General features: G+C 58.7%; 22 protein-coding genes and 1 pseudogene. 15 read left to right on the top strand and 8 right to left on the bottom strand.

Annotated features, from left to right (window positions below):
• Nucleotides 1-12: 12 nt before the first annotated feature.
• From cobF to JFU47_RS07265, 3 genes are read right to left on the bottom strand one after another with little or no spacing between them, the layout of a single operon-like run.
• On the bottom strand, nt 13-768 hold the full coding sequence (gene cobF / locus JFU47_RS07255; protein ID WP_201182116.1) for a precorrin-6A synthase (deacetylating): 756 nt from the start codon (nt 766-768) through the stop codon (nt 13-15).
• Nucleotides 768-1,340: a histidine phosphatase family protein gene (locus tag JFU47_RS07260; protein ID WP_201182117.1), complete on the bottom strand. Its 573-nt coding sequence runs from the start codon at nt 1,338-1,340 to the stop codon at nt 768-770. The genes cobF and JFU47_RS07260 overlap by 1 nt, the downstream gene beginning before the upstream one ends.
• Nucleotides 1,264-1,482 (bottom strand): hypothetical protein, encoded by a 219-nt coding sequence (locus tag JFU47_RS07265; RefSeq protein WP_170206227.1) that lies wholly within the window; start codon nt 1,480-1,482, stop codon nt 1,264-1,266. The genes JFU47_RS07260 and JFU47_RS07265 overlap by 77 nt, the downstream gene beginning before the upstream one ends.
• Before the next feature lie 199 nt (nt 1,483-1,681).
• On the opposite strand from JFU47_RS07265, the gene JFU47_RS07270 reads away from it, so the two are divergent.
• From JFU47_RS07270 to astA, 7 genes are all read left to right on the top strand, one after another.
• The gene (locus JFU47_RS07270) at nt 1,682-2,536 is read left to right on the top strand and encodes a MurR/RpiR family transcriptional regulator (RefSeq protein WP_201182118.1); all 855 of its coding nucleotides are present in this window, start codon (nt 1,682-1,684) and stop codon (nt 2,534-2,536) included.
• A gap of 2 nt (nt 2,537-2,538) precedes the next feature.
• Nucleotides 2,539-3,183: an isochorismatase family cysteine hydrolase gene (locus JFU47_RS07275; RefSeq protein WP_201182120.1), complete on the top strand. Its 645-nt coding sequence runs from the start codon at nt 2,539-2,541 to the stop codon at nt 3,181-3,183.
• Nucleotides 3,180-4,511 carry a glutamine synthetase family protein gene (locus tag JFU47_RS07280; protein WP_201182122.1) on the top strand — a complete coding sequence of 444 codons (1,332 nt, stop codon included), beginning with the start codon at nt 3,180-3,182 and terminating at the stop codon, nt 4,509-4,511. The genes JFU47_RS07275 and JFU47_RS07280 overlap by 4 nt, the downstream gene beginning before the upstream one ends.
• Nucleotides 4,495-5,247 (top strand): N-formylglutamate amidohydrolase, encoded by a 753-nt coding sequence (locus tag JFU47_RS07285; protein ID WP_201182123.1) that lies wholly within the window; start codon nt 4,495-4,497, stop codon nt 5,245-5,247. The genes JFU47_RS07280 and JFU47_RS07285 overlap by 17 nt, the downstream gene beginning before the upstream one ends.
• A gap of 57 nt (nt 5,248-5,304) precedes the next feature.
• On the top strand, nt 5,305-6,654 hold the full coding sequence (locus JFU47_RS07290) for an APC family permease (RefSeq protein WP_140682092.1): 1,350 nt from the start codon (nt 5,305-5,307) through the stop codon (nt 6,652-6,654).
• A 119-nt stretch (nt 6,655-6,773) separates the two neighbouring features.
• A complete protein-coding gene (locus JFU47_RS07295; RefSeq protein WP_201182125.1) occupies nt 6,774-7,790 on the top strand; it encodes an arginine N-succinyltransferase in 1,017 nt (338 codons plus the stop codon).
• A gap of 61 nt (nt 7,791-7,851) precedes the next feature.
• Entirely contained in the window at nt 7,852-8,886 is a 1,035-nt protein-coding gene (gene astA / locus JFU47_RS07300; protein WP_201182126.1) for an arginine N-succinyltransferase, read from the top strand.
• 1 nt (nt 8,887) lies between these two features.
• Here the strand turns inward: astA and JFU47_RS07305 are convergent.
• Nucleotides 8,888-9,034, bottom strand: a pseudogene (locus tag JFU47_RS07305) (carboxymuconolactone decarboxylase family protein); the annotation flags it as partial.
• 327 nt (nt 9,035-9,361) lie between these two features.
• Between JFU47_RS07305 and JFU47_RS07310 the strand changes: the two are divergent.
• The 4 genes from JFU47_RS07310 (at nt 9,362) to JFU47_RS07325 (ending at nt 12,074) form a co-directional block, all read left to right on the top strand.
• Nucleotides 9,362-10,138 (top strand): hypothetical protein, encoded by a 777-nt coding sequence (locus tag JFU47_RS07310; protein ID WP_201182127.1) that lies wholly within the window; start codon nt 9,362-9,364, stop codon nt 10,136-10,138.
• Nucleotides 10,135-10,776, top strand: a complete 642-nt coding sequence (locus JFU47_RS07315; protein WP_201182129.1) for a transposase — start codon at nt 10,135-10,137, stop codon at nt 10,774-10,776. Before JFU47_RS07310 ends, JFU47_RS07315 begins: the two co-directional genes overlap by 4 nt.
• A gap of 40 nt (nt 10,777-10,816) precedes the next feature.
• Nucleotides 10,817-10,996: a hypothetical protein gene (locus tag JFU47_RS07320; protein ID WP_123367286.1), complete on the top strand. Its 180-nt coding sequence runs from the start codon at nt 10,817-10,819 to the stop codon at nt 10,994-10,996.
• A 208-nt stretch (nt 10,997-11,204) separates the two neighbouring features.
• Complete coding sequence (locus JFU47_RS07325; protein ID WP_140682082.1) at nt 11,205-12,074, top strand: isocitrate lyase/PEP mutase family protein; 870 nt, start codon at nt 11,205-11,207, stop codon at nt 12,072-12,074.
• A 98-nt stretch (nt 12,075-12,172) separates the two neighbouring features.
• Here JFU47_RS07325 and JFU47_RS07330 read toward each other — a convergent pair whose 3' ends face one another.
• From JFU47_RS07330 to JFU47_RS07340, 3 genes are all read right to left on the bottom strand, one after another.
• On the bottom strand, nt 12,173-12,475 hold the full coding sequence (locus JFU47_RS07330) for a hypothetical protein (protein WP_134104110.1): 303 nt from the start codon (nt 12,473-12,475) through the stop codon (nt 12,173-12,175).
• Nucleotides 12,476-12,920: 445 nt separating this feature from the next.
• Nucleotides 12,921-14,165 (bottom strand): M20/M25/M40 family metallo-hydrolase, encoded by a 1,245-nt coding sequence (locus JFU47_RS07335; protein ID WP_201182130.1) that lies wholly within the window; start codon nt 14,163-14,165, stop codon nt 12,921-12,923.
• Between the two features lie 151 nt (nt 14,166-14,316).
• Nucleotides 14,317-15,390, bottom strand: coding sequence for a diguanylate cyclase (locus JFU47_RS07340; RefSeq protein WP_201182132.1), 1,074 nt, complete (start codon nt 15,388-15,390; stop codon nt 14,317-14,319).
• Between the two features lie 192 nt (nt 15,391-15,582).
• Between JFU47_RS07340 and JFU47_RS07345 the strand changes: the two genes are divergently transcribed.
• The 3 genes from JFU47_RS07345 to hglS all read left to right on the top strand — a co-directional run bounded on the left by JFU47_RS07345 (nt 15,583) and on the right by hglS (nt 19,532).
• Nucleotides 15,583-17,037 (top strand): flavin-containing monooxygenase, encoded by a 1,455-nt coding sequence (locus JFU47_RS07345; RefSeq protein WP_201182134.1) that lies wholly within the window; start codon nt 15,583-15,585, stop codon nt 17,035-17,037.
• A 22-nt stretch (nt 17,038-17,059) separates the two neighbouring features.
• Complete coding sequence (locus JFU47_RS07350) at nt 17,060-18,001, top strand: alpha/beta fold hydrolase (RefSeq protein ID WP_140682074.1); 942 nt, start codon at nt 17,060-17,062, stop codon at nt 17,999-18,001.
• 145 nt (nt 18,002-18,146) lie between these two features.
• Nucleotides 18,147-19,532 carry a 2-oxoadipate dioxygenase/decarboxylase HglS gene (gene hglS / locus JFU47_RS07355; RefSeq protein WP_201182135.1) on the top strand — a complete coding sequence of 462 codons (1,386 nt, stop codon included), beginning with the start codon at nt 18,147-18,149 and terminating at the stop codon, nt 19,530-19,532.
• Between the two features lie 156 nt (nt 19,533-19,688).
• On the opposite strand, the gene JFU47_RS07360 is transcribed toward hglS, so the two are convergent.
• Entirely contained in the window at nt 19,689-20,366 is a 678-nt protein-coding gene (locus JFU47_RS07360) for a type 1 glutamine amidotransferase domain-containing protein (RefSeq protein ID WP_201182136.1), read from the bottom strand.
• A 444-nt stretch (nt 20,367-20,810) separates the two neighbouring features.
• On the opposite strand from JFU47_RS07360, the gene JFU47_RS07365 reads away from it, so the two are divergent.
• On the top strand, nt 20,811-21,326 hold the full coding sequence (locus tag JFU47_RS07365) for an Hcp family type VI secretion system effector (protein WP_054051032.1): 516 nt from the start codon (nt 20,811-20,813) through the stop codon (nt 21,324-21,326).
• The last annotated feature ends 125 nt before the right edge of the window (nt 21,327-21,451 follow it).

The following is a 21,451-nucleotide window of genomic DNA, read 5'->3' on the forward strand; positions in this document are numbered from 1 at the left end:
ACACCGATGCACTCAAGGCTTGCGCAGCAAATACGTATCCATAATCCACCCATTGGCCAACCGAGCTGCCTTGCGTACCCGTTCGATCTCATCGGCCACCTCCTTGAGCTTGCCGCTGATCAGGATTTCATCCGGCGTCCCCAGATAGGCCCCCCAGTAAATCTCAGTCTCTTGGTCCGCCACCTGATGGTAGGAATCTTCTGCATCGAGCATCACCACCAGGCTGTCGGCATCGCTCACCTGCCCCGCCGCCAGCCGTCGGCCAGTGGTGATTTCAATCGAGCGGCCAATGCGGTTCAGCGGCACCTTATGTTGCGCCGCCAGCGCCTGAACACTGGTGATGCCGGGGATCACTTCAAATTCGAAGACGCACCGGCCTGAGGCCAGAATCGCCTGCAAGATCCGGATCGTGCTGTCGTACAACGCCGGATCGCCCCACACCAGAAAACCGGCGCACTGGTCGTCAGTCATTTCCTCGCTGATCAACCGTTCGAAGGTCTGCTGCTTGGCCAGGTTCAGGTCTTCCACGCTGGCCTTGTAGTCCACATCACCGCGTTCGCGCTCCGGGCTGTGGGCTTCGACGAAGCGGTAGTCGCGATCGGTGATGTAGCGCTCGCAGATCTCGCGGCGCAGGTCGATCAGTTTGTCTTTGCTCTGGCCCTTGTCCATGAGGAAAAAAACGTCGACGAGATTCAGCGCTTTCACGGCCTGCATCGTGATGTAGTCGGGGTTGCCGGCGCCGATACCGATGACCAGAAATTTTTTCATCAATAGGCTCCTTCAGGGGCAGTGCCCGGCAAGCGTAAGCGCCAGCGGCCGTTGAACCGCAACTCGATGGCCGACAGCGGTTCAACGTCAATCAGGTTGAACGCTGCGCCTTGCAGCACCTGCGTCAGCGCGGCGCGCATGACAAACGGATGGGTGACGGCAACGATGTGTCCCGGTGTTGCCTCCAGCGTTTTCAGCCAAACGGCCACCCGCTCACCGAGTTGCGCTACCGACTCGCCGCCATGGGGCGCCGAATTCGGATTATCGAGCCAGATCTGTAGCGCTTGGGCTGAGGATTTTTGCAGATCGTCGATCCGCGCGCCTTTCCAGCTCCCGAAATCGCAATCCCTCAGTGCCTCGACAATCTCCACGTCACTGCCGAACAGCTCGGCGGTTTGCCGGGTTCGCAGTTCAGGTCCACACACCAGTCGCGGCGTCCCCTTGAACTGAGCACGACGTGATCCCCTTGCCGATTGCCAATCCATCTCTATGGGCTCATTCGTAGGAAAACACGCCAATTTTTGTGCGACGGTTCGAGCGTGGCACATCAAAGTCAAACGGGTCGCCTGCACGAAGGATCACTCTGTCGATGGAAATTGAAAACGGCGTCACACCGCGAATTATTGCCAATTGTGCCGCAAGAAGCGCAATCCAGGGCGTTTCGTTTGATCCAGCAAACACAGGTTCTAACTCACACACACCTGGAAAAATCATCGATGTCCGACACCGCTAAGGGCGATGGCCTACAAGCTCAGTCGACTTCCATGTAGCCCGCGGCCCACGGGGTTTTCGCCCTATTTTGGGGCTTTAAAAAACCATTGAAAAATTCACTAGACATGTTGAGTCCGCTACATAAATACTGTTTTAGCAATTTATGAAATGAAACCGACATACCCATCCAGCAGGAGCCCGGATGCCTTCTCTCAGAGACCTGATCACCGATCCCGGCCTGGACCTTACGCCGTCGGAACGCAAAGTCATCCGTGCCTTGCTGGACCAGTACCCGCGTAACGGTCTGGGCCCGATGTCACGTTTGGCCGAACATGCCGGTGTCAGCGATCCCACCATCGTGCGACTGGTCAAAAAGCTGGGTTTCAGCGGTTATGCCGATTTCCAGGATGCCCTGCTCAGCGACATGGACCACCGCCTCCGCTCCCCCAGCACCCTGTTGCAACCCCGTGCTCATCTTCAGAAAGGCGACACCTGGAGCCAATATCTGGCGTACAGCCATCGAGCGCTGGTGGACACCCACGCGCTGACCCAACCCGAAGATGTGCGGATTCTTGTGGAATGGCTGCTCGACACCCGCCATCAGGTGCATTGCTTCGGTGGGCGCTTCAGCAGTTTCCTCGCCCAATACTTGCTCAACCACCTGCGCCTGCTGCGTCCGGGCTGTTTCGCCCTGGAGGACAACGCGCAACTGCCCGACCGATTGTTCGACGTGCAGCGTCAGGACGTGGTGCTGGTGTTCGACTATCGCCGCTACCAGTCACAAGCCCTGCGCGTGGCCAATGCGGCGAAAAATCGCTATGCACGCGTGGTGTTGTTCACCGACATCTATGCTTCACCGTTGCGGGAAATGGCCGACCTGATTATCAGTGCGCCGGTGGAATCGGTATCGGCCTTCGATACCCTGGTTCCGGCGCTGGCCCAGGTCGAGGCGCTGATTGCCTGCCTGACCCTGCGCAGTCCGGATCTGGCCGATCGCCTGGAAGGCATCGACGCCCTGCGGAGCGACTTCGACACCCACTTGCTGGAGGATAAATAAGGATGTTCACACTCCCCCACCACTCACCCCGGGATTTGCCATTCGTCACCGATCACACCGCGCTGTTGCTGGTGGACATGCAACGCGCCTGGCTTGAGCCACAGTTCGACCCGCACCTCAACGGGCCCGATGCCGAGTACTTTCTGACTCGCACCCACATGCAGGTGGTGCCCAATCAACGCCGGTTGCTCAGCGCCTTTCGCAGCGCCAGGCAAAACGTGCTGCACACGATCATCGAAAGCCTCACGGCCGACGGCCGCGACCGCTCGCTGGACCACAAGCTCTCGGACATGCACTTGCCCAAGGGCAGCCCGCAAGCGCGGATCATCGACGACCTGAGCCCGGCAGAAAACGAAATCGTGCTGCCCAAGACCTCGTCCGGTGTCTTCAACTCCACCCACATCGACTACGTGCTGCGCAACCTCGGGGCACGGCACCTGATCATCGCCGGCATCGTCACCGACCAATGCGTTGACATGGCCGTGCGTGACGCCGCCGACCGCGGTTATCTGGTGACGCTGGTGGAAGATGCCTGCGCCACTTACACCGCCGAGCGGCATCAGACCTGCCTGAATGCAATCAAGGGTTACTGCTGGATCACCGACACCCAGACCGTACTCGGCCGGTTGCAGGAGATGCAGCCATGAGCGAGCGCCTGCTGCCACTGCCCATGACCACCCTCGTCACCACCGACCTGATCGGCGTGACACGCGGACGTTCCTTTCCCACGGACGAACTCGAGCACTATCAAAGGACGGGTTGTGGCTGGGTGCCGGCCAACAGCGCGTTGACCCCGCAAGACATCATCGCCTACGCCAACCCGTGGGGTGCCTATGGCGATTTGCGGCTGATGCCCGATCTGCTCAGCCGAGTGACGGTCAGTAACGGCCCGGATGCCAATGCTCCGGCGCTGGATTTTATCCACAGTGACATTTGCGAAACCGATGGCCGCCCGTGGGGTGCCTGCCCGCGTACGGTGTTGCGCAACGAGGTAGAGCGTTATCGCGCCGAGTTGGGCTTGCAGGTCAATGCGGCGTTCGAGCATGAATTCAACTTGAACACCGGCGACGTTGAACACCTGGCGTTTTCTCTGCAAGCCCAGCGTCAGGGTGCCGAGTTTGGCGGTTGGCTGCTCGGCGCCCTGCGTGCCGGTGGCGTCGAGCCGGAAATGTTCCTGCCCGAGTACGGCAAGCATCAATACGAAATCACCTGTCGCCCAACCCTTGGGGTGGCCGCTGCCGATCGCGCTGTGAACGTGCGTGAAATCACTCGCGAGATCGCCCGGCAAATGGGCCTGGAGTTGAGCTTCGCGCCCAAGGCCTCGGAGCATGCGGTGTGCAACGGCGTGCACCTGCACGTCAGCCTGCTGGACCTGGCTGGCCAACCGGTGATGTACGACGCCGGCACCACCAATGGCTTGTCGACCCTCGGCCAGCACTGGGCCGCCGGCATCCTGCATCACCTGCCGGCACTCTGTGCGTTTACCGCGCCGACACCGGTGTCCTACGAGCGTTTGCAGCCTCAGCACTGGAGCGCGTCCTACGCGTGCCTCGGGCAACGCAACCGCGAAGCGGCGCTGCGAATCTGCCCGACGATAAGCCTGGGCGGCAAATCGGTGGCGTCGCAATACAACCTGGAATTTCGCGCCATGGACGCCACGTCCTCACCGCACCTGGCCATGGCCGCGCTACTGATTGCCGGTCGGTTGGGCATTGAGCAGCGCCTGGCCTTGAACGCAATCACCGACGAAGTCCCCGACTCCCTGAACGAAGAACAACGCCAGGCGCGCGGCATCGTCGCCCTGCCCGCTTCCCTTGCCCAGGCCCTGGATTGCCTGCGCAACAGCGAGGCACTGATCGAAGCCCTGCCGAGCGCGTTGCTGGACACCTACTTCGCCCTTAAAACCGAGGAACTGACGCTGACGGAACAGCTGTCGCCCGCCGAACGCTGTGAGCACTATGCGCGCCTGTACTGAATCTGCTGAGCTCGGTCTTTACACCGGGCCCGCGTACACCCTGAGCCGGGAAGACTCCGACCACCCGTTGATTCTGGTCTGCGAGCACGCCAGCCGTTTTATTCCGGCCGGGTTAAATGACCTGGGCCTGAGTCACGAGGCGGCCCGCGAGCACATCGCCTGGGACATCGGCGCCCTGGCGCTGGCCGAAAGCTTATCCCGAGCATTGGGCGCAACCCTGTTGGCGGCCAATTATTCGCGGCTGCTGGTCGACCTCAACCGACCGCGCCAGGCCCCGGACAGCATTCCGGCGCAGAGCGAGATTTATCAGGTGCCGGGCAACCGGGACCTGGACGAAGCCACCCGCGAGTACCGTCGGCAAAACCTGTTCGAGCCGTTTCACTCGCGTCTGAAAGACTTGATCGACGAACGTGTCGCTCAAGGCCGGCCGGTACGGGTGGTGGGGATTCACAGCTTCACGCCGGTCTATCACGGACAGCCTCGCGCGCTTGAAGTTGGCGTGTTGTATAGAGAGGCCAGGGAATATGCCCAGCGATTGATCGATGGCTTGAGCCAGCATCCATTGAAAGTTGCCGGTAATGAGCCGTACAAAATCAACCCGCTGAGCGACATGACCGTGCCGGTCCATGGCGATGCACGCGGCCTGGAATCGGTGTTGATCGAGGTGCGCAACGACCTGCTGCGCACGCCTGAAGACGTCAATCGCTTTACCGATTACCTGGCGCCGCTGTTGTAAAGCAATCGCTTCAAACTCGCAGCTTGTAGCTGCGTTCATATCAAGGAGAAAGGCTTCATGGAAATAGAAGAATTCGGCTACAAGCAAGAGTTGAAACGCAGCCTGTCGCTGACCGATCTGGTGGTATACGGGATGATCTTCATGATCCCCATCGCACCGTTCGGTGTTTATGGCTACGTCAACGCCGAGGCCCCGGGGCTGGTACCGCTGGCCTACATCATCGGCATGGTGGCGATGCTCTTCACGGCCCTGAGTTACGGCAGCATGGCTCGGGCCTTTCCGATTGCCGGTTCGGTTTATTCCTACGCGCAACGGGGCCTGAACCAGCACGTAGGGTTTATCGCCGGCTGGCTGATGCTCCTCGATTACCTGCTGATTCCGCCGCTGCTGTATGTGTACGCGGCCATGGCCCTGAATCATTTGTACCCGGACATTCCGAAGGTTGGTTTCATCCTGGCCTTCCTGGTCAGCGCGACCTTCGTCAACTTGCGGGGCATCACCTTCACCGCGCGGATGAACATCCTCTTTCTGCTGGCGCAACTGGTGGTGCTGGCGATCTTCCTGTTCTACGCCTGGAACGCGCTGCACAGCGGCGGCGGTAACGGTCAGCTGACTCTGGCGCCGTTGTACAACCCCGAGACCTTCAACTTCGCCCTGCTGATGCAAGCGGTGTCGATTGCGGTGCTGTCGTTCCTCGGTTTCGATGCGATTTCCACCCTCGCCGAAGAGGTCAAGGGTGACCCGGGCCGCAGCGTCGGCAAGGCCGCGCTGATCACCCTGATAGTCATGGGCGTGATCTTCGTCGTGCAGACCTGGATTGCGACAGATCTGGCGGCCGGCATGGGTTTCAAATCGGCTGACACGGCTTTTTATGAAATCGCTGAACTCGCGGCCGGCAGCTGGCTGGCCACCCTGACCGCCGTGGCGACGGCGCTGGCCTGGGGTGTTGCGGTGGCAATCACCTCCCAAGCGGCAGTGTCTCGCCTGCTGTTCGGCATGGCCCGGGACGGCAAGCTGCCAAAGGTACTGGCCAAGGTTCATCCCAAACACAACACGCCGTACGTGAGCATTTACCTGGTGGCCGTGCTGTCGCTGGTGATCTGCTACCTGTTCATCAACTCGGTGGACACCCTCACCTCGCTGGTGAATTTCGGCGCACTGAGCGGTTTCATGTTGCTGCACCTGACGGTCATCAACTACTACTGGCGCCGGCAGAAATCCGGTCAGGTGATCCGTCACCTGATCTGCCCGGTGATCGGTTTCATCATCGTCGCAGCCATCATGTACAACATGGGCGTCGATGCACAGAAACTCGGTCTGATCTGGATTGCCCTGGGCCTGGTCTACCTGTTTGTACTCAACAAACTGGGCGCCAGCACGGTACTGCCCGACCCAAGCAACGGCTGACAAGAAAAAGAGCGGCGTCTGATAAAAAATCAGGCGACCGCCGATTTAACGCGTGGAAACCGACAGTGATAGTCAGGTTCGGTGCCAACCGCCGAACCCTTTGATACAGGAGTGCATCCATGCTGGTCTTACGCCCAGTCGACTTAACCGACCTGCCCCAGTTGCAGCAACTGGCGCGCGACAGTCTGGTAGGCGTCACGTCTTTGCCGGACGACACCGAATGCCTGCGCGAGAAGATTCTCGACTCCTGCGCCTCATTCGAAAAAGACGTTGAGGGTCATGGTCCGGAGAACTACTTCTTCGTGCTGGAAGATCTGACCCGAGAGCGTTTGGTGGGCTGCTCGGAGATCCTTGCCACCGCCGGTTTCAGCGAGCCGTTCTACAGCCTGCGCAACCGGCATTTCACCAGTGCCTCGCGGGAGTTGAACATCGAGCACGGCGTGCCGGCGCTGTCGTTGTGTCACGACCTCAGCGGCCATACCTTGCTGCGGGGTTTTCATATTGACGCAGCGCTGGTGCGCACACGGTTCTCTGAACTGCTGTCCCGGGCGCGGCTATTGTTCATCGCCGCCCACTCGCAGCGCTTTGCCGAAGCCGTCATCACCGAGATCGTCGGCTTCAGCAGCGATGAAGGGCACTCGCCGTTCTGGGATGCGGTGGGCAAGCACTTTTTCGACCTGCCCTATACCGAGGCCGAGCGACTTTGCGGCCTGGAAAGCCGAACCTTCCTCGCCGAACTGATGCCGCAATACCCGATCTACGTGCCGATGCTGCCCCAGGCGGCGCAGGACTGCATCGGCCGCATCCACCCCGATGGCCAGGAGGCCTTCGACATCCTCGAGCGCGAAGGCTTCGAAACCAACAGCTACATTGACCTGTTCGACGGTGGTCCGACGCTGTATGCGCGCACTCCCGGCATCCGCTCCATCGCCCAGAGCCAGACCGGCACGGCGAAACCGGTTGCGTCCATCGATGCCCTTGGCAGTTATCTGGTGAGCAACGATTCGCTGAAGGACTATCGCGCCATCGTCGCCGATCTGGATTATCAAGCCGGGCAACCTGTGGGGTTGAGCGCCGAGATGTGCGCTGCCCTGAACGTGACCGAAGGCAGCTCGATCCGGTTGATCGCCCTGTGAGCATCACCCGGCCCCGCGCCCAACGACAGCGCCCGAGCGGGCGTGCAGAAGGAGTTGCATCATGATTGTCCGCCCGGTTCACGTCACCGACCTGCCCGCCTTACTGAATCTGGTGCACCAGGCCGGCCCCGGCTTCACCACCCTGCCGGCCAACGAGGAACGCCTGACCCACCGGATACGCTGGGCCCAACGAACCTTCGCCGAACAGGTTGAACGCGCCGATGCCGATTACCTCTTCGTACTCGAAGACGACGATCAGCAACTGGTGGGCGTCAGTGCCCTGGTGGGCGCCGTGGGCCTGCGCGAGCCCTGGTACAACTACCGGGTCGGGCTCACGGTCAGTTCCTCACCGGACCTGGGTATCCGACGACAGATTCCGACGTTGTTCCTGAACAATGAAATGACCGGCCAATCGGAGATTTGCTCGCTGTTTCTGCGACCCGATCAACGCCACGGCAGTAACGGTCGATTGCTGTCGTTGGGGCGTTTGTTGTTTGTGGCCGAGTTTCCGCACCTGTTCGGCGACAAACTCATCGCCGAACTGCGTGGCAGCGCCGACGAACAAGGTTGTTCACCGTTCTGGGACAGCCTGGGCCGGCACTTCTTCAAGATGGATTTCAGCCACGCCGATCACTTGTCGGGGCTGGGCAGCAAGTCGTACATCGCTGAACTGATGCCACGCCAACCGCTCTACACCTGCCTGCTCACCGAACAGGCTCAGGCCGTGATCGGCAAGGCACACCCGAATACCGAACCGGCGCTGAAAATCCTCACCGCCGAAGGTTTTACCCATAAGGGTTACATCGACATCTTTGACGCCGGCCCGGTGATCGAAGCCCCGGTCTCGAATATTCGTGCCGTGCGCGACAGCCAACCGCTGCTGCTGGCCATCGGCACGCCCGACGAGCAGGCCCCGGTGTGGCTGATCCATAACCGTCGCCTGGAAAACTGCCGCATCACCGCCGCCCAGGCCAGACAGGTGGGCAACAGCCTGATCGTCGACCGCCTCACCGCCAAACGCCTGCAACTGCAACCCGGCAACTCGGTACGCGCCGTGCCGCTGCTCAATCAACAGCAGCAGTCAGTGGCAGCCTGATTCACCCCAGTTTGAGCGCGTCGTCCAGGGGCATGCGGTAACCGTTGGCCAGGCGATGGGTTTCGTTGGCCATGCCAACCACAGCCTGCAACTCACCGAACATCTCCTCGGTCATCCCGGCCTTGCGGCCCGTCGCGGTATGCGTACTGGCCCACAAACATTAAATAACAACTAACAACATTAACTAACAACTAACAACATCAACTAACAACTACCAAATTGCATCCAACAAACACACCCTCCATACTCCAAAACACAAACCGCCCACAAGAAACAATTTAGTCATGAAAAACGCAAAAAGAACCACCCCGGCATCTCTTTTTTTTCTCAAACATCCAATACTGAAACCCGCATTCATTTTTTACAAAACATCTCCCACCGACAATTAAAAATTGAATTAACACGACAAACCATCACCCACGATACACGCCGACTAATATTTACCCACCTCGACAAATGCAAACCAGAGCCCCTCATGATCGAAACACTTTTAAACGCTGACCTATCGCCAACCCGGCTTATGACCATTATCAAAACCATCGACATCACCTCCGACATTAATAAACTGGTCAGCAGGGTGCGCGAAGACACCGCACGCACCCATGCCGTTTCTCAAGCTGCCGAGATCATGAAGTTAACGAACATCCATACCAGAACATTGCTGCTGCACTGCAACGAAAGTGGCAACATCAGCCTCAAGGCACCTGACAGTGCCCCCGCATCACAGTTGCTCTACACCGTTCCAGGGAACAGTATTTTGTTCGCCATCAACAATCAATCATTCCCCGTTCAGCTTTACGCGGTGCAAGATAACCACCTGACACTCAGGCAGCAGATCATCGTCGACGCCGACAATCCATTGTTCATTGACGGTTCAAAGGTCCTGTTCGACAGCAATCCGATGGGCACCGGGCATACGGCATTTATCGGCAGCATCAACCTGCCCGACAGGGGCGCAGACATTGGTGTATTTGATCGTACCTCATTGCGCAAAATCGCCTGGTTCCCCCATGACGATAGCGCCGCCCGTTACCTGGTGAGCCTCGAATTACTTGAAGCTGCACAGGATCCCGAGGCCGGAAAAGTGGCCGAAGAACTTGTATATCACTACCACCCTGCCGTTGCGTGGAAAGCGTTTCAATTGATTCAGCAAACCAATCCGCAGGCCGCACTGAATTACGTGCCGCTGTTGAGAAAACTGCAAAACAGTCGGCTGAACCATTTGCTCGACCAGCAAAGTGAGGCGGCATGAAACTGGAGACATTCATTGAGCGCATGACAACTTACGATCTTGAGCGAGACAAGCCAAGAATCATAGAAGATCTGCGTCAACTGGCAACCAATCGAACGTTGCTGAGCGAGCACCTTTACACCACTATCCAGAGAGACGGGTTTAGTACGAGTAACAGTCTCTACAGCGCTTATGCTTTTATACTGGCCTACAATGATATGTTTACCGTTCGCCTTGGATTCTGGTCTCCGGTTACGGCACAAGACGAAAGTGAAACGTTCATTTATGACCTAAATCACACTCACGACTTTGAAATTTATGCTGTGGGTTATAGCGGCGACGGGTACACAACTATCACACGAAAAATACTTGATAACACACCGATACAAGCCGGCACCATACCCGCACTCAGTGAAGAGCATGTACTTAAACTCGCACCCGGCGAAGTTTTGCACATGCTCCCGCTGCAGGAAATACATAAACAACTTCCACCCAGAACAATGTCCGCATCCCTGAGTTTGCTTATTCACCCTCAGCGATCGGATATAACCGAAGAAGCCTGGTGCTTCGACGAAAACTATATACCGACTTACCCCGGTATTGCTGAGCAGGAAACAGCATTCTTTGAACGGACGCTGTCACTGCTTCAAGGCGGGTAGCAATCGGCTACCCCCATTAATCTAAAAAAGGAAAATCAATATGAACAAGCCAATGAACAACTGGAACGAAACTCCGCTTCTGCGCGCTGGAGCCAATGTCATCAACACGCCGGTCAAGACAACGTCGGTAGAACCATGCTCCGCCGGCTTCATGCCTCGTTACAACGTGGGTAATATCCACGAAATCAAGAAAATCTGGGGGGTGCCGGCTCAAGGCTGAAACCGCTCTCATTGAGTGCACTAACAAGGCTGCAGACTGACAAGGTTTGCAGCCTTTTTTTTCACCAAGATGTATCGCCCAGCAATCAACCGCTGGCTTCTGCAAATTCGTCATCATTCTCCCCCCTCCCGCGTGATAGCCTTTTGTTCCTTCGGCGTTGACACTTTTGCTCAAGCCCTTCCATTCCCATTGCAGTGGTGGAACTCATATGTCCAGGCTTTCTCATCAAGATTTACGCCGTAACTTTCGCGAGCTGTTCGCTTCCAACACCTGCTATCACACGGCGTCGGTCTTCGACCCGATGTCGGCCCGCATTGCCGCTGACCTGGGTTTTGAGGTGGGAATCCTGGGCGGTTCGGTCGCGTCGTTGCAGGTACTGGGCGCCCCCGACTTTGCCTTGATCACCCTCAGCGAGTTCGCTGAACAGGCCACTCGCATTGGCCGTGTTGCCCAACTACCGGTCATCGCCGACGCCGACCACGGCTACGGCAACGCGCTCAACGTCATGCGCACCATCGTCGAACTCGAACGTGCCGGTGTGGCCGCCCTGACCATCGAAGACACGTTGCTGCCCGCCCAGTTCGGCCGCAAGTCCACCGACCTGATCGGCGTGGCGGAAGGCGTCGGCAAGATTCGTGCGGCACTGGAAGCCCGGGTCGATTCGGAAATGGCAATCATCGCCCGCACCAACGCCGGGATCTTGCCGGTGCAGGAAGTCATCAGCCGTACCTGTCATTACCAGCAGGCCGGTGCCGACGGGATTTGCATGGTGGGCGTGCGGGACTTCGACCACCTCGAACAAATCGCCGAGCACCTGAACGTACCGCTGATGCTGGTCACCTACGGCAACCCGTTGCTGCGCGACGATAAACGCCTGGCCGAACTCGGCGTGCGGGTCACCATCGATGGACACGGCGCCTACTTCGCCGCGATCAAGGCCACGTATGACAGCCTGCGGGAACAACGGCAGTTCTTTACTCAGGCGTCAGACCTGAGCGCTACCGAGTTGACCCACACTTATACGCAGCCTGAGGAATACATCCGTTGGGCGGAAGAGTTTATGAGCGTGAAGGAATAACAGATACCACCGAAAAGATCGCAGCCTGCGGCAGCTCCTACATTGAGATGGCGTACGCCCTGTAGGAGCTGCCGCAGGCTGCGATCTTTTGATCTTGCCTACTTCGCGGTTTTGAACTCCACCTCCCGCTGCAACGCCCGCGCCTGAACCACATTCAGCATCGCGCAGCCTTCACGCATCAGCAGATGAACCGCCCGGGTAACGCGCGTCAGGTCGCAATCGGAAATGTCTTTGAGGTTCAGGCTGGTCAAGGTGTCCGCCAGATCGCGAACCACGGTAAAGCGATGCGCAGCGCACGCGGCGATGTCGCTGAGTTCTTTGTGGGTGTTGATGAAGAGCACCGGGGTTTCGGCGTCGTAGGTGTCGATGGGGAGGTAACGAGGCATGACTTGGTCGAACATGGAAACATCTCCTGATAAATAAGGACTTCAGGGATTCGACCGGCCAAAATCGTCGCGGGATTGACCGCGAGCCGAGATCATAAAGGGCCAACTTGCAGCACTGCAATGAGCAGTTCTGTGGGAAACGTCTTGGAAAGTTGTGGGGTGGTTTTGACGGCGGTGTCCGGCTTGAGAAACACCCCTCACCCTAACCCTCTCCCCAGGGGGTAGAGGGGACTGACCGTGGGTTTCTTAAGGAATCCGGCGACGTGAACGACCGAGTGAATGCGATTTTTAAGTGATTTTCTGTTAGCCGAATCAAAGTTCGACTCAATCTCTCAGGTCGCAGTAAATAGCCAAAACAACTCGGTCAGTCCCCTCGCCCCTCTGGGGCGGTCCGACGTTTCGGGAGGGTTAGGGTGAGGGGTCGATCCAACTGACCCACCACCCCAAAACCGCACTCAATTCAATGAGCTTTAGCCAACTCCATAATCATCCGCGACAACAAATAAATCCGCGGCGCCACACTCTCAACCTCCGCGTATTCCTCCGGCGTATGAATATTGCCGCCAACAATCCCGAACCCATCCAGCGTCGGTGTACCCACACCCGCTGACAGGCTGGCATCCGCCGCCCCACCGCTACCTTCTTCCGTCAACTTGCGGTCAATTTCCCCGTAAATCCCCTGAGCCATGGCCATCAACCGATCCGATTCCGGCGTTTGCGGCATCGGCGGCAATCCGCGCTGAAGTGTGGTGGTGACTTCTGTGTCATTAATCAGCTTGTCTTTCGAAACCCGCGCCAGGTCCTTCTCGATCCGGTCAAACTCTTCCGGCACCGCCGCCCGCACGTCTGCCTTGGCGGTGGCTTGATCCGGAATCACGTTGGTGCGGTCGCCAGCCTTGAGCACGGTGAAGTTGATGGTGGTTTTCTTCTCCGCGTCGCCCAGTTTGCCGAGCTGCAAAATCTGGTGCGCCGCTTCCATGGCGGCGTTGCGTCCCAGCTCTGGCGCGACACCGGCATGAGCTGCCTTGCCCTTGACCTCGACCACGGCGGTGGCACTGCCTTTGCGCCACACCACCAGGCCATCTGCCGGGCGGCCCGGTTCGAGGTTGAGGGTGACGTCGTGGGCCTTGGCGGTTTTCTTGATCAGGTCGGTGGCGATGTCCGAGCCGGTTTCTTCGCTGGCGTCGAGCAGGAAAGTGATTTGCGCGTAGTCCTTGAAGTCGAGATTTTTCAGGACTTTCAGCGCATAGATCCCGGCAACGATGCCGCCCTTGTCATCCATCACGCCCGGCCCATAGGCGCGGCCGTCCTTGATGTGGAACGGACGTTCGGCGGCGGAACCTTCCTTGAAGACGGTGTCCATGTGCGCCATCAGCAGGATTTTCGCCTTGCCGGTGCCTTTCAGCGTCGCAATCACATGGCTGCTTTTGTCCGGGGTATTGGGCACAAGCTCGATGGTCGCGCCGAGTTTTTTCAGTTCGTCGATGGCGATGTCGCTGACTTTCGTCAGGCCCGGTTCATAGCCGGAACCGGTGTCGATGTTCACCAAACGTTCGAGTAACTTCAGGGCTTCGCCCTTGTACTGTTCGGAATCGGCGAGGACTTGTTTGTTCGGTTCGGCGAAGGCGGCGGGAGCAAAAGCGCCGAGGACGAGGGTCAGGCCAAGGCTGGTGGCCAGCAGGGAGCGAGGGAGATTGAACGTCATGAATCGATCCTTGTTTCGTGTCGGGGGTGAAAAACACCCTACCTGACTACGGCGCAAGGCTCTAGACCGAATGCGACACTTGCAACGCGAAGAGCGGACGCGGAGCGTCCATGGCTGCATTCCCACGCAGGAGCGTGGGAACGATCACGGTTCACACCGAATCAAGTAATTCGTGATGCGGTTCGCCATCGCCGCAACAGATGACGCGGTTGCGACCGGTGGCTTTGGCTTCGTAGAGCGCCTGGTCGGCGTCGTTGAGCCACAGGGTTGCGTCGGTGTGTGCCGGGTTGAAGGCGGCCAGGCCGATGCTCAGGCTGACTGTCAGCGCCGGGCTCTGCTCATAGCCCAAGGTGGCGAAGCGATCACGCAGGGCATCCATGGCAACCGCAGCGCTCCTGAGCGGAAGGTCCGGGAGAATCACGCAGAACTCGTCGCCACCGTAGCGCCCGGCAACATCCGCCGCGCGCAGGTTCTGCTTGAGCATTTTGCTCAACTGACGCAGGACGATGTCCCCGGCAACGTGGCCGTAGGTGTCGTTGATGGATTTGAAATGGTCGATGTCGATCAGCGCAATCGCCCCGCCCTGCTGCTGACGTTTGCAACGCTGGAACTCGATCTCCAGTTGATCCTTCCAGGCGCCGTGGTTCAGCAGGCCGGTGAGGCTGTCGGTGCGGCTCAGGGCCAACAATTCACGCTTTTGTCGGCCGAGGGTGTAGGCCTGGCGGAAGCAGATCCAGCCCAATGCCAGCGGATACAAACACATCAAGGGCAAACAGGCATACATCTGCAGTTGGCTGGTTTGCGGAATGAAGGCAGGGGAGAAAATCAGCAGTCCGACGCCCATCCCGAGAATCTGCGCCACGGTTCCCGCCAACAGGAAACGCAAACCGCCAATGGCCACATTGTTCATCGCCATCATGGCCAGGGTCGTCGCGCCGGGCAGCGGATTGAAGTGCATGGCGGCGACCCAAAAGCCGCCGAGAAAGGCGTCCACCAGCAGGTTGCGGTGTTCGGCGTGATAAGGCACCGGCGCGCGGCGCGCCCATTGATAAGCCAGGTGCGGCCAGAGTAAGGCGTTGAGCAGCATCGCCACCCAGACCCACGGTGCCGGGTTGAGTGGATACATCGCCGCGCTCACGAGCAACAGCCCCAAAGCCAAACCCAGGGTTCGCGATGTATAGAGCCTCCTGGCCAGTGAAAGTCCCTTTCCTCCCGTTTTTTCCATAGAGGCCTCTGCTCCACTGAACGGAACCTGAAAACACAGGGTTTCAAGTGTGGTGAGAGTCTATCAGGGCAGCGGCAAATAGCCATCACCGGCTGGCGGTCTGAATACCAAGGCATAGCCCTGACGCGGGCGCCCAATGTTTGGCTATACATGAAAGGAGGGTTCGATCATTCACGACAAAAAAGGAGGCCCATGCAGACCTTTCAAGTGTTGATCATCGGCAGCGGTTTTGGCGGTCAGTGCGCCGCGATCAATTTGCTCAAGGCAGGCATCGGCGATTTCCGCCTGCTGGAACGACGGGACTTTTTCGGCGGCACCTGGTGCCAAAACACCTACCCCGGTGCCGCGGTCGACGTGCCCTCGCCGCTCTATTCGCTGTCCTTCGCGCCCTACCGCTGGACGCAAATGTTCGCCGAGCAGGCCGAACTGCACCACTACACTCAGTACGTGGTGGAGCACTTCGGCCTGCGAGACAAGGTGGAACTGCAGGCCAATGTCGAGCGCATCGAATGGGACGACGACGGCAAACGCTGGGCAGTGCACACCGCCAGTAAAGGCACGTTTTACGCACAGTTCCTGATCAACGCCACCGGGCCGCTGAGCCACCCCGTGGTTCCACACTTCGAGGGCCAGGAGCGGTTTCAGGGCAAGACTTTTCACACCAACAACTGGGATCACACCTACGATTACCGGCAAAAACGCGTGGCCATCGTTGGCAGCGGCGCCAGCGCGGCCCAGGTAATTCCGACGATTGCCCCGGACGTCGAGCATTTGCATGTTTTCCAGCGCACGCCCCACTGGGTATTGCCTCGGGCCGACCGCGCCTTTGGACCTTTCCAGCAATGGTTGCTGGGGCTCAAACCGGCCTACAAACTGTTGCGCTGGATGATCTACTGGCAGTTTGAAACCCGGGTGATTGCCTTCAAATACTCGCGGCCGGCCATCCGTCTGGTTCAGCAACACGCCTTGCGCTTTCTCAAACGGCAAGTGCCCGACCCCCAATTGCGGCAAAAACTGACACCCGACTACGTCATCGGCTGCAAACGGGTGATCATCTCAAGCACCCTGTACCCGGCGCTGGGCCGCAGTAACGTAAGCCTGCACAGCCGCGAGCAAGGCATCGCCGCCATCGATGAAACCGGCATCGTCACCCAGGATGGCCAACACATCGACCTGGACCTGATCGTCTGGTCCACCGGTTACGACGCCACCGACGGGGTGATTTCCTACCCGGTCACCGGCAAAAACGGCACACAACTCAGCGATTTCTGGGCCCAGTACCCGCGGGCCTATCTCGGCACCAGCCTGCCGGACTTCCCCAACCTGTTTATCGTCACCGGCCCCAACACGGGCATCGGCCATACCTCGGCGCTGTTCATCATCGAGTCCCAGATGAATTACATCCTCGATTGCATCCGTACGTTAAAAGAACAGGGTTTGCGCAGCATCGAAGTACGCCCCGAAGCAGAACGTACCTACACTGAAATGATTCACCGGGAGATGGAACGCACGGTATGGAAGTCCGGGGGCTGCCACAGTTGGTATCAAAGCAAGAGCGGTCATGTGATTGCGATGTTTCCGGGGTTCAGTTTCAGCTATCACCGGATGACCAGAGCGCTGAAACCCGCCGATCACATTCTGTCCTGATCACGTAGAAGGAAGATGCCTGATGCTTTTGTTGGTTGTCGCACTCGCAGTTTTCGCGGCCTGGAGCTGGTTGAGTTACCCGGCCATCGGTTATTGGCTCTATGACTTGAACATGTCTGTAGAGGCGAAGCTGTATGGACTGCACAAAATTGTCGTGCCGATCGCCGAAATGACTGTTTCGACCTGGCAAGGCGGGCCGTACGAAGCGTCCAGCAGCGTGCTGATGCTCCATGGCTATAGCGCCGACAAAAATATCTGGCTGCGTTTTGCCCGGCACTTTGTCGGCAACTATCGGGTGATCATCCCCGACATCGCCGGCCATGGCGAAACCGGCTTCAAGGCGGGCGGCGGCTACGACATTCCCTTGCAGGCCAAGCGGATGATCCAGTTGCTCGATGTCTGCGGCGTCGAGAAAGTCCACGTGATCGGCAACTCGATGGGCGGTTACATGGCAGCATGGCTGGCGGCCACGTACCCCGACCGCATCGTTTCGGTGGCCCTGATCGACCCGGCAGGTGTCACCGCCCCCGAAGCCAGCGACCTGGAGCGGCATTTGGCCAAGGGCCACAACCCGTTCCTGATTCATTCACGGGAAGAATTCCAGCGCTTCTACGCCATGACCATGGCCGAACCGCCGTGGGTACCCAAGGTGGTGCTGGACGCCATCGCACAACGCTATGAACAGAGTCGCGATGAGCTGGAAGAAATCTTCAACGACTTCCGTGCCAGCCCGCCGATGGAGCCGAAACTGCCCGACATCAAGTGCCAGGCGCTGTTGCTGTGGGGACACAAGGACCGCTTGATCGATGTCAGCAGCGTGGCGATCTGGAGCAAAGGCATCGCCGATCTGCGAGTGGAAGTCTGGGACCACACCGGCCATATGCCGATGGTGGAACAACCGACGAACACGGCGCGGCTGTATCGGGAATTTTTGGCATCGCTACGCTCTGAACTTCCGGTGTAGCAGCCAAACACCGCACCCCTGTAGCAGCTGCTACAACCAGCAGTCCTTTGCAGAATGAAGTTCGTAAGATTCTTCGTTTGTCGGCACCGCACAAGGCTGCGATCTTTTCCCGCATCCTTTACGTCACCGCACCAGGAAGTTTTTTATGAGTCACCCGAACTTCGTCAGCCCTGATCTGATCCGTCAACGCTTCTCCAAAGCGATGTCCGACATGTACCGCGAAGAAGTGCCGTTGTACGGTGCGCTGATGGAACTGGTGGAACAGACCAACCGTCACGTGCTGGACAGCGATCCACAGATCGCCCGACAGTTGAACAGCACCGGTGAAATCCAGCGCCTGGATCTGGAGCGGCATGGCGCGATCCGAGTCGGCACCGCCGATGAACTGGCCACCCTCGCCCGGTTGTTTACGGTGATGGGCATGCAACCGGTGGGTTATTACGACCTGACCCCCGCCGGCGTGCCGGTGCACTCCACGGCTTTTCGCGCGGTGCATGAGGCGGCGTTGCAGGTCAGCCCCTTCCGGGTATTCACCTCCCTGCTGCGCCTGGAGCTGATCGAAGACCTAGAACTGCGAGCGTTCGCCCAATCGGTGCTGGATAAGCGTTCGATCTTCACGCCCACCGCGCTGACTCTCATCGAGCGCGCCGAAACCCAGGGCGGCCTCACCGAACAGGAGGCCCATAACTTCGTCGAGCAAGCGCTGGAAACGTTCCGCTGGCACCACACCGCCACCGTGACCGCCGAGCAGTACCGCAAGCTCAGCGCCCAGCATCGCCTGATCGCCGACGTAGTGGCGTTCACCGGCCCGCATATCAACCACCTGACGCCGCGCACCCTGGACATCGACATCGTCCAGGCGCAAATGCCTGCCCACGGCATCACCCCCAAAGCGGTGATCGAAGGACCACCCCGCCGTCAGTGCCCGATCCTGCTGCGCCAGACCAGTTTCAAGGCCCTGGACGAGCCTGTCGCCTTCACCGATCAAACCCAGACTCACGGCAGCCACAGCGCCCGTTTCGGCGAGATCGAGCAACGCGGCGCGGCGCTCACCCCCAAAGGCCGGGCGCTTTACGACCGTTTGCTCAACGCTGCCCGGGATGAATTGAAAGACTTCCCCAATGAGGCCAATGCCGCACGTTACAACGCGCTGATGGCGCAGCACTTTGCAGAATTCCCTGACACCGTTGAGGGCATGCGCCAACAGGAACTGGCGTACTTTCGCTACTTCGTCACGGAAAAAGGTTTGGGGGCCGATGAGCTGAAATCGTTGTCGCTGGAGGATCTGCTCAGCGGCGGGTATTTGCGGGTTGAACCGTTGGTGTACGAAGATTTCCTGCCAGTCAGCGCAGCGGGGATTTTTCAGTCGAACCTGGGGGATGCGGCGCAAACCCACTATGGCGTGCAGTCGAACCGGCAGGTGTTCGAGAAGGCGCTGGGGCGATCGACGATTGATGAGTTGGCGTTGTATGCCGAGACGCAGCGGCGCTCGATCGAGGAATGTTTCGCCGCGTCGAGCCTCGCAGTCTGAGGCGTAGCACGAACCTGTAGCAGCTGGCGCAGCCTGCGTTCGGCTGCGCAGCAGTCGTTGTATCCGCCGCCGCGGTCTTTCAGACACACCGTGTTTGCCGGTTTTACGACTGCTTCGCAGCCGGACGCAGGCTGCGCCAGCTGCTACACGTCAGATTTAGTGGAGCTTCGCCAACAGTTCTTGTGCCGCTGCTTCAGAGGAAGCCGGATTCTGTCCGGTGATCAGCAATCCATCAGTGAGCACATAACTCGCCCAGTCAGCCCCCTTGGAATAGACACCCCCCTTCTCCTTAAGCATGTCCTCCACCAAAAACGGCACAACCTTCGTCAGTTGCACAGCTTCTTCCTCAGTGTTGGTAAACCCCGTCACGCGCTTGCCTTTGACCAGCGGCTGGCCGTCCGCGCCCTTGACGTGACGCAACACACCCGGGGCGTGGCAGACGGCCGCGACCGGTTTGCCTGCCTTGTAAAACGCCTCGATCAGAGCGATCGAAATTTTGTCTTCGGCCAAATCCCACAGCGGGCCATGGCCGCCCGGATAGAAAACCGCGTCGTAATCTTCAGCTCTCGCGCTGCTCAGCAGAGCGGTAGACGCCAATGCGGACTGGGCGGCGGAGTCTTTGCGAAAGCGCTCGGTGGCCGCGGTTTGCGCATCGGGCTCGTCGCTTTTTGGGTCCAGCGGTGGTTGACCACCCTTGGGCGAGGCCAGGGTCAACTGAGCGCCGGCGTCCTTGAAGGCGAAATACGGTGCGGCGAATTCTTCCAGCCAAAAGCCGGTTTTCTTACCCGTGTCACCCAATTGATCGTGTGACGTTAGAACCATCAGGATTTTCATGTCGTACTCCTTGAGTTCGCAGATGTTCATTTATCTCGGCGCTGAGTTTGACCTCCAGGCTGCAGTGTTCGTTGCACCTGTCACCCTAGCGCTTCTGCTGCCGGTTTTCGGCCAATGAGACGACTGGTCACCCGATGATGGCCAAGCGCCTTGATGCGCAAGAAGTTGCGCAATCAACGGTGCGAAAGCCCATCCCGGGGGGCTGATCGCCCGGCCTGTCAGGCGCCCCAGCCAAGTGCGCAAGAAGTTGCGCAGTACTGCGCAACTTCTTGCGCACATTCACAGGCGATCGCTGCCGAACATTCCCCACGCGGCCTAAAAAACCTCTCAACAAGCTGATTTATATAGCATTAACCGTTTCTGGCACGAACCTTGATAACAGTCAGGCACCCACCGGGCGATACCGCCTCCCGGGCACCCTAACTTTTAGCAAGGAGCACATCCATGGCTACACCAGCGTACATGTCCGTCACTGGCGAGAAACAAGGTCTGATCACTGCCGGCGCATTCACCGCCGACTCGGTTGGCAACACCTACCAGGAAGGTCACGAAGACCAGGTCATGGTTCAGGCTTTCAGCCACGACGTGATCATCCCGCGTGACCCACAGTCCGGCCAACCGACCGGTCAGCGCGTTCACAAGCCAGTCGTGATCACCAAGGTCTACGACAAGGCTTCGCCACTGCTGCAAGCCGCTCTGACCTCCGGCGAGCGCATGAGCGAAATCGTTATCCAGTGGTACCGCACTTCGGCTCAAGGTACCCAAGAGCACTACTACACCACCAAACTGGAAGACGCGATCATCGTCGCCATCAACAACAAAATGCACAACTGCCAGGATCCGTCGAACTCGCACTTCACGCACCTGGAAGAAGTGCAATTCACCTACCGCAAAATCACCTGGACCCACGAAGTATCCGGTACTTCGGGTTCCGATGACTGGCGTCAGCCGGTCGCCTAACTCAGGCCGACCGTCTCAAGCATCGGCCAGCTCTGCTGGTCGATGTTGTTTTCGCCCTTCCAGAATTTTGCGTCTGCTGATTCCTTTTTTCGGTCTTGGCGAACGCCGCAGCACTGCACGAGGAA

Source organism: Pseudomonas sp. TH39(2020) (genome assembly GCF_016650715.1).
Classification (GTDB): domain Bacteria; phylum Pseudomonadota; class Gammaproteobacteria; order Pseudomonadales; family Pseudomonadaceae; genus Aquipseudomonas; species Aquipseudomonas mandelii_C.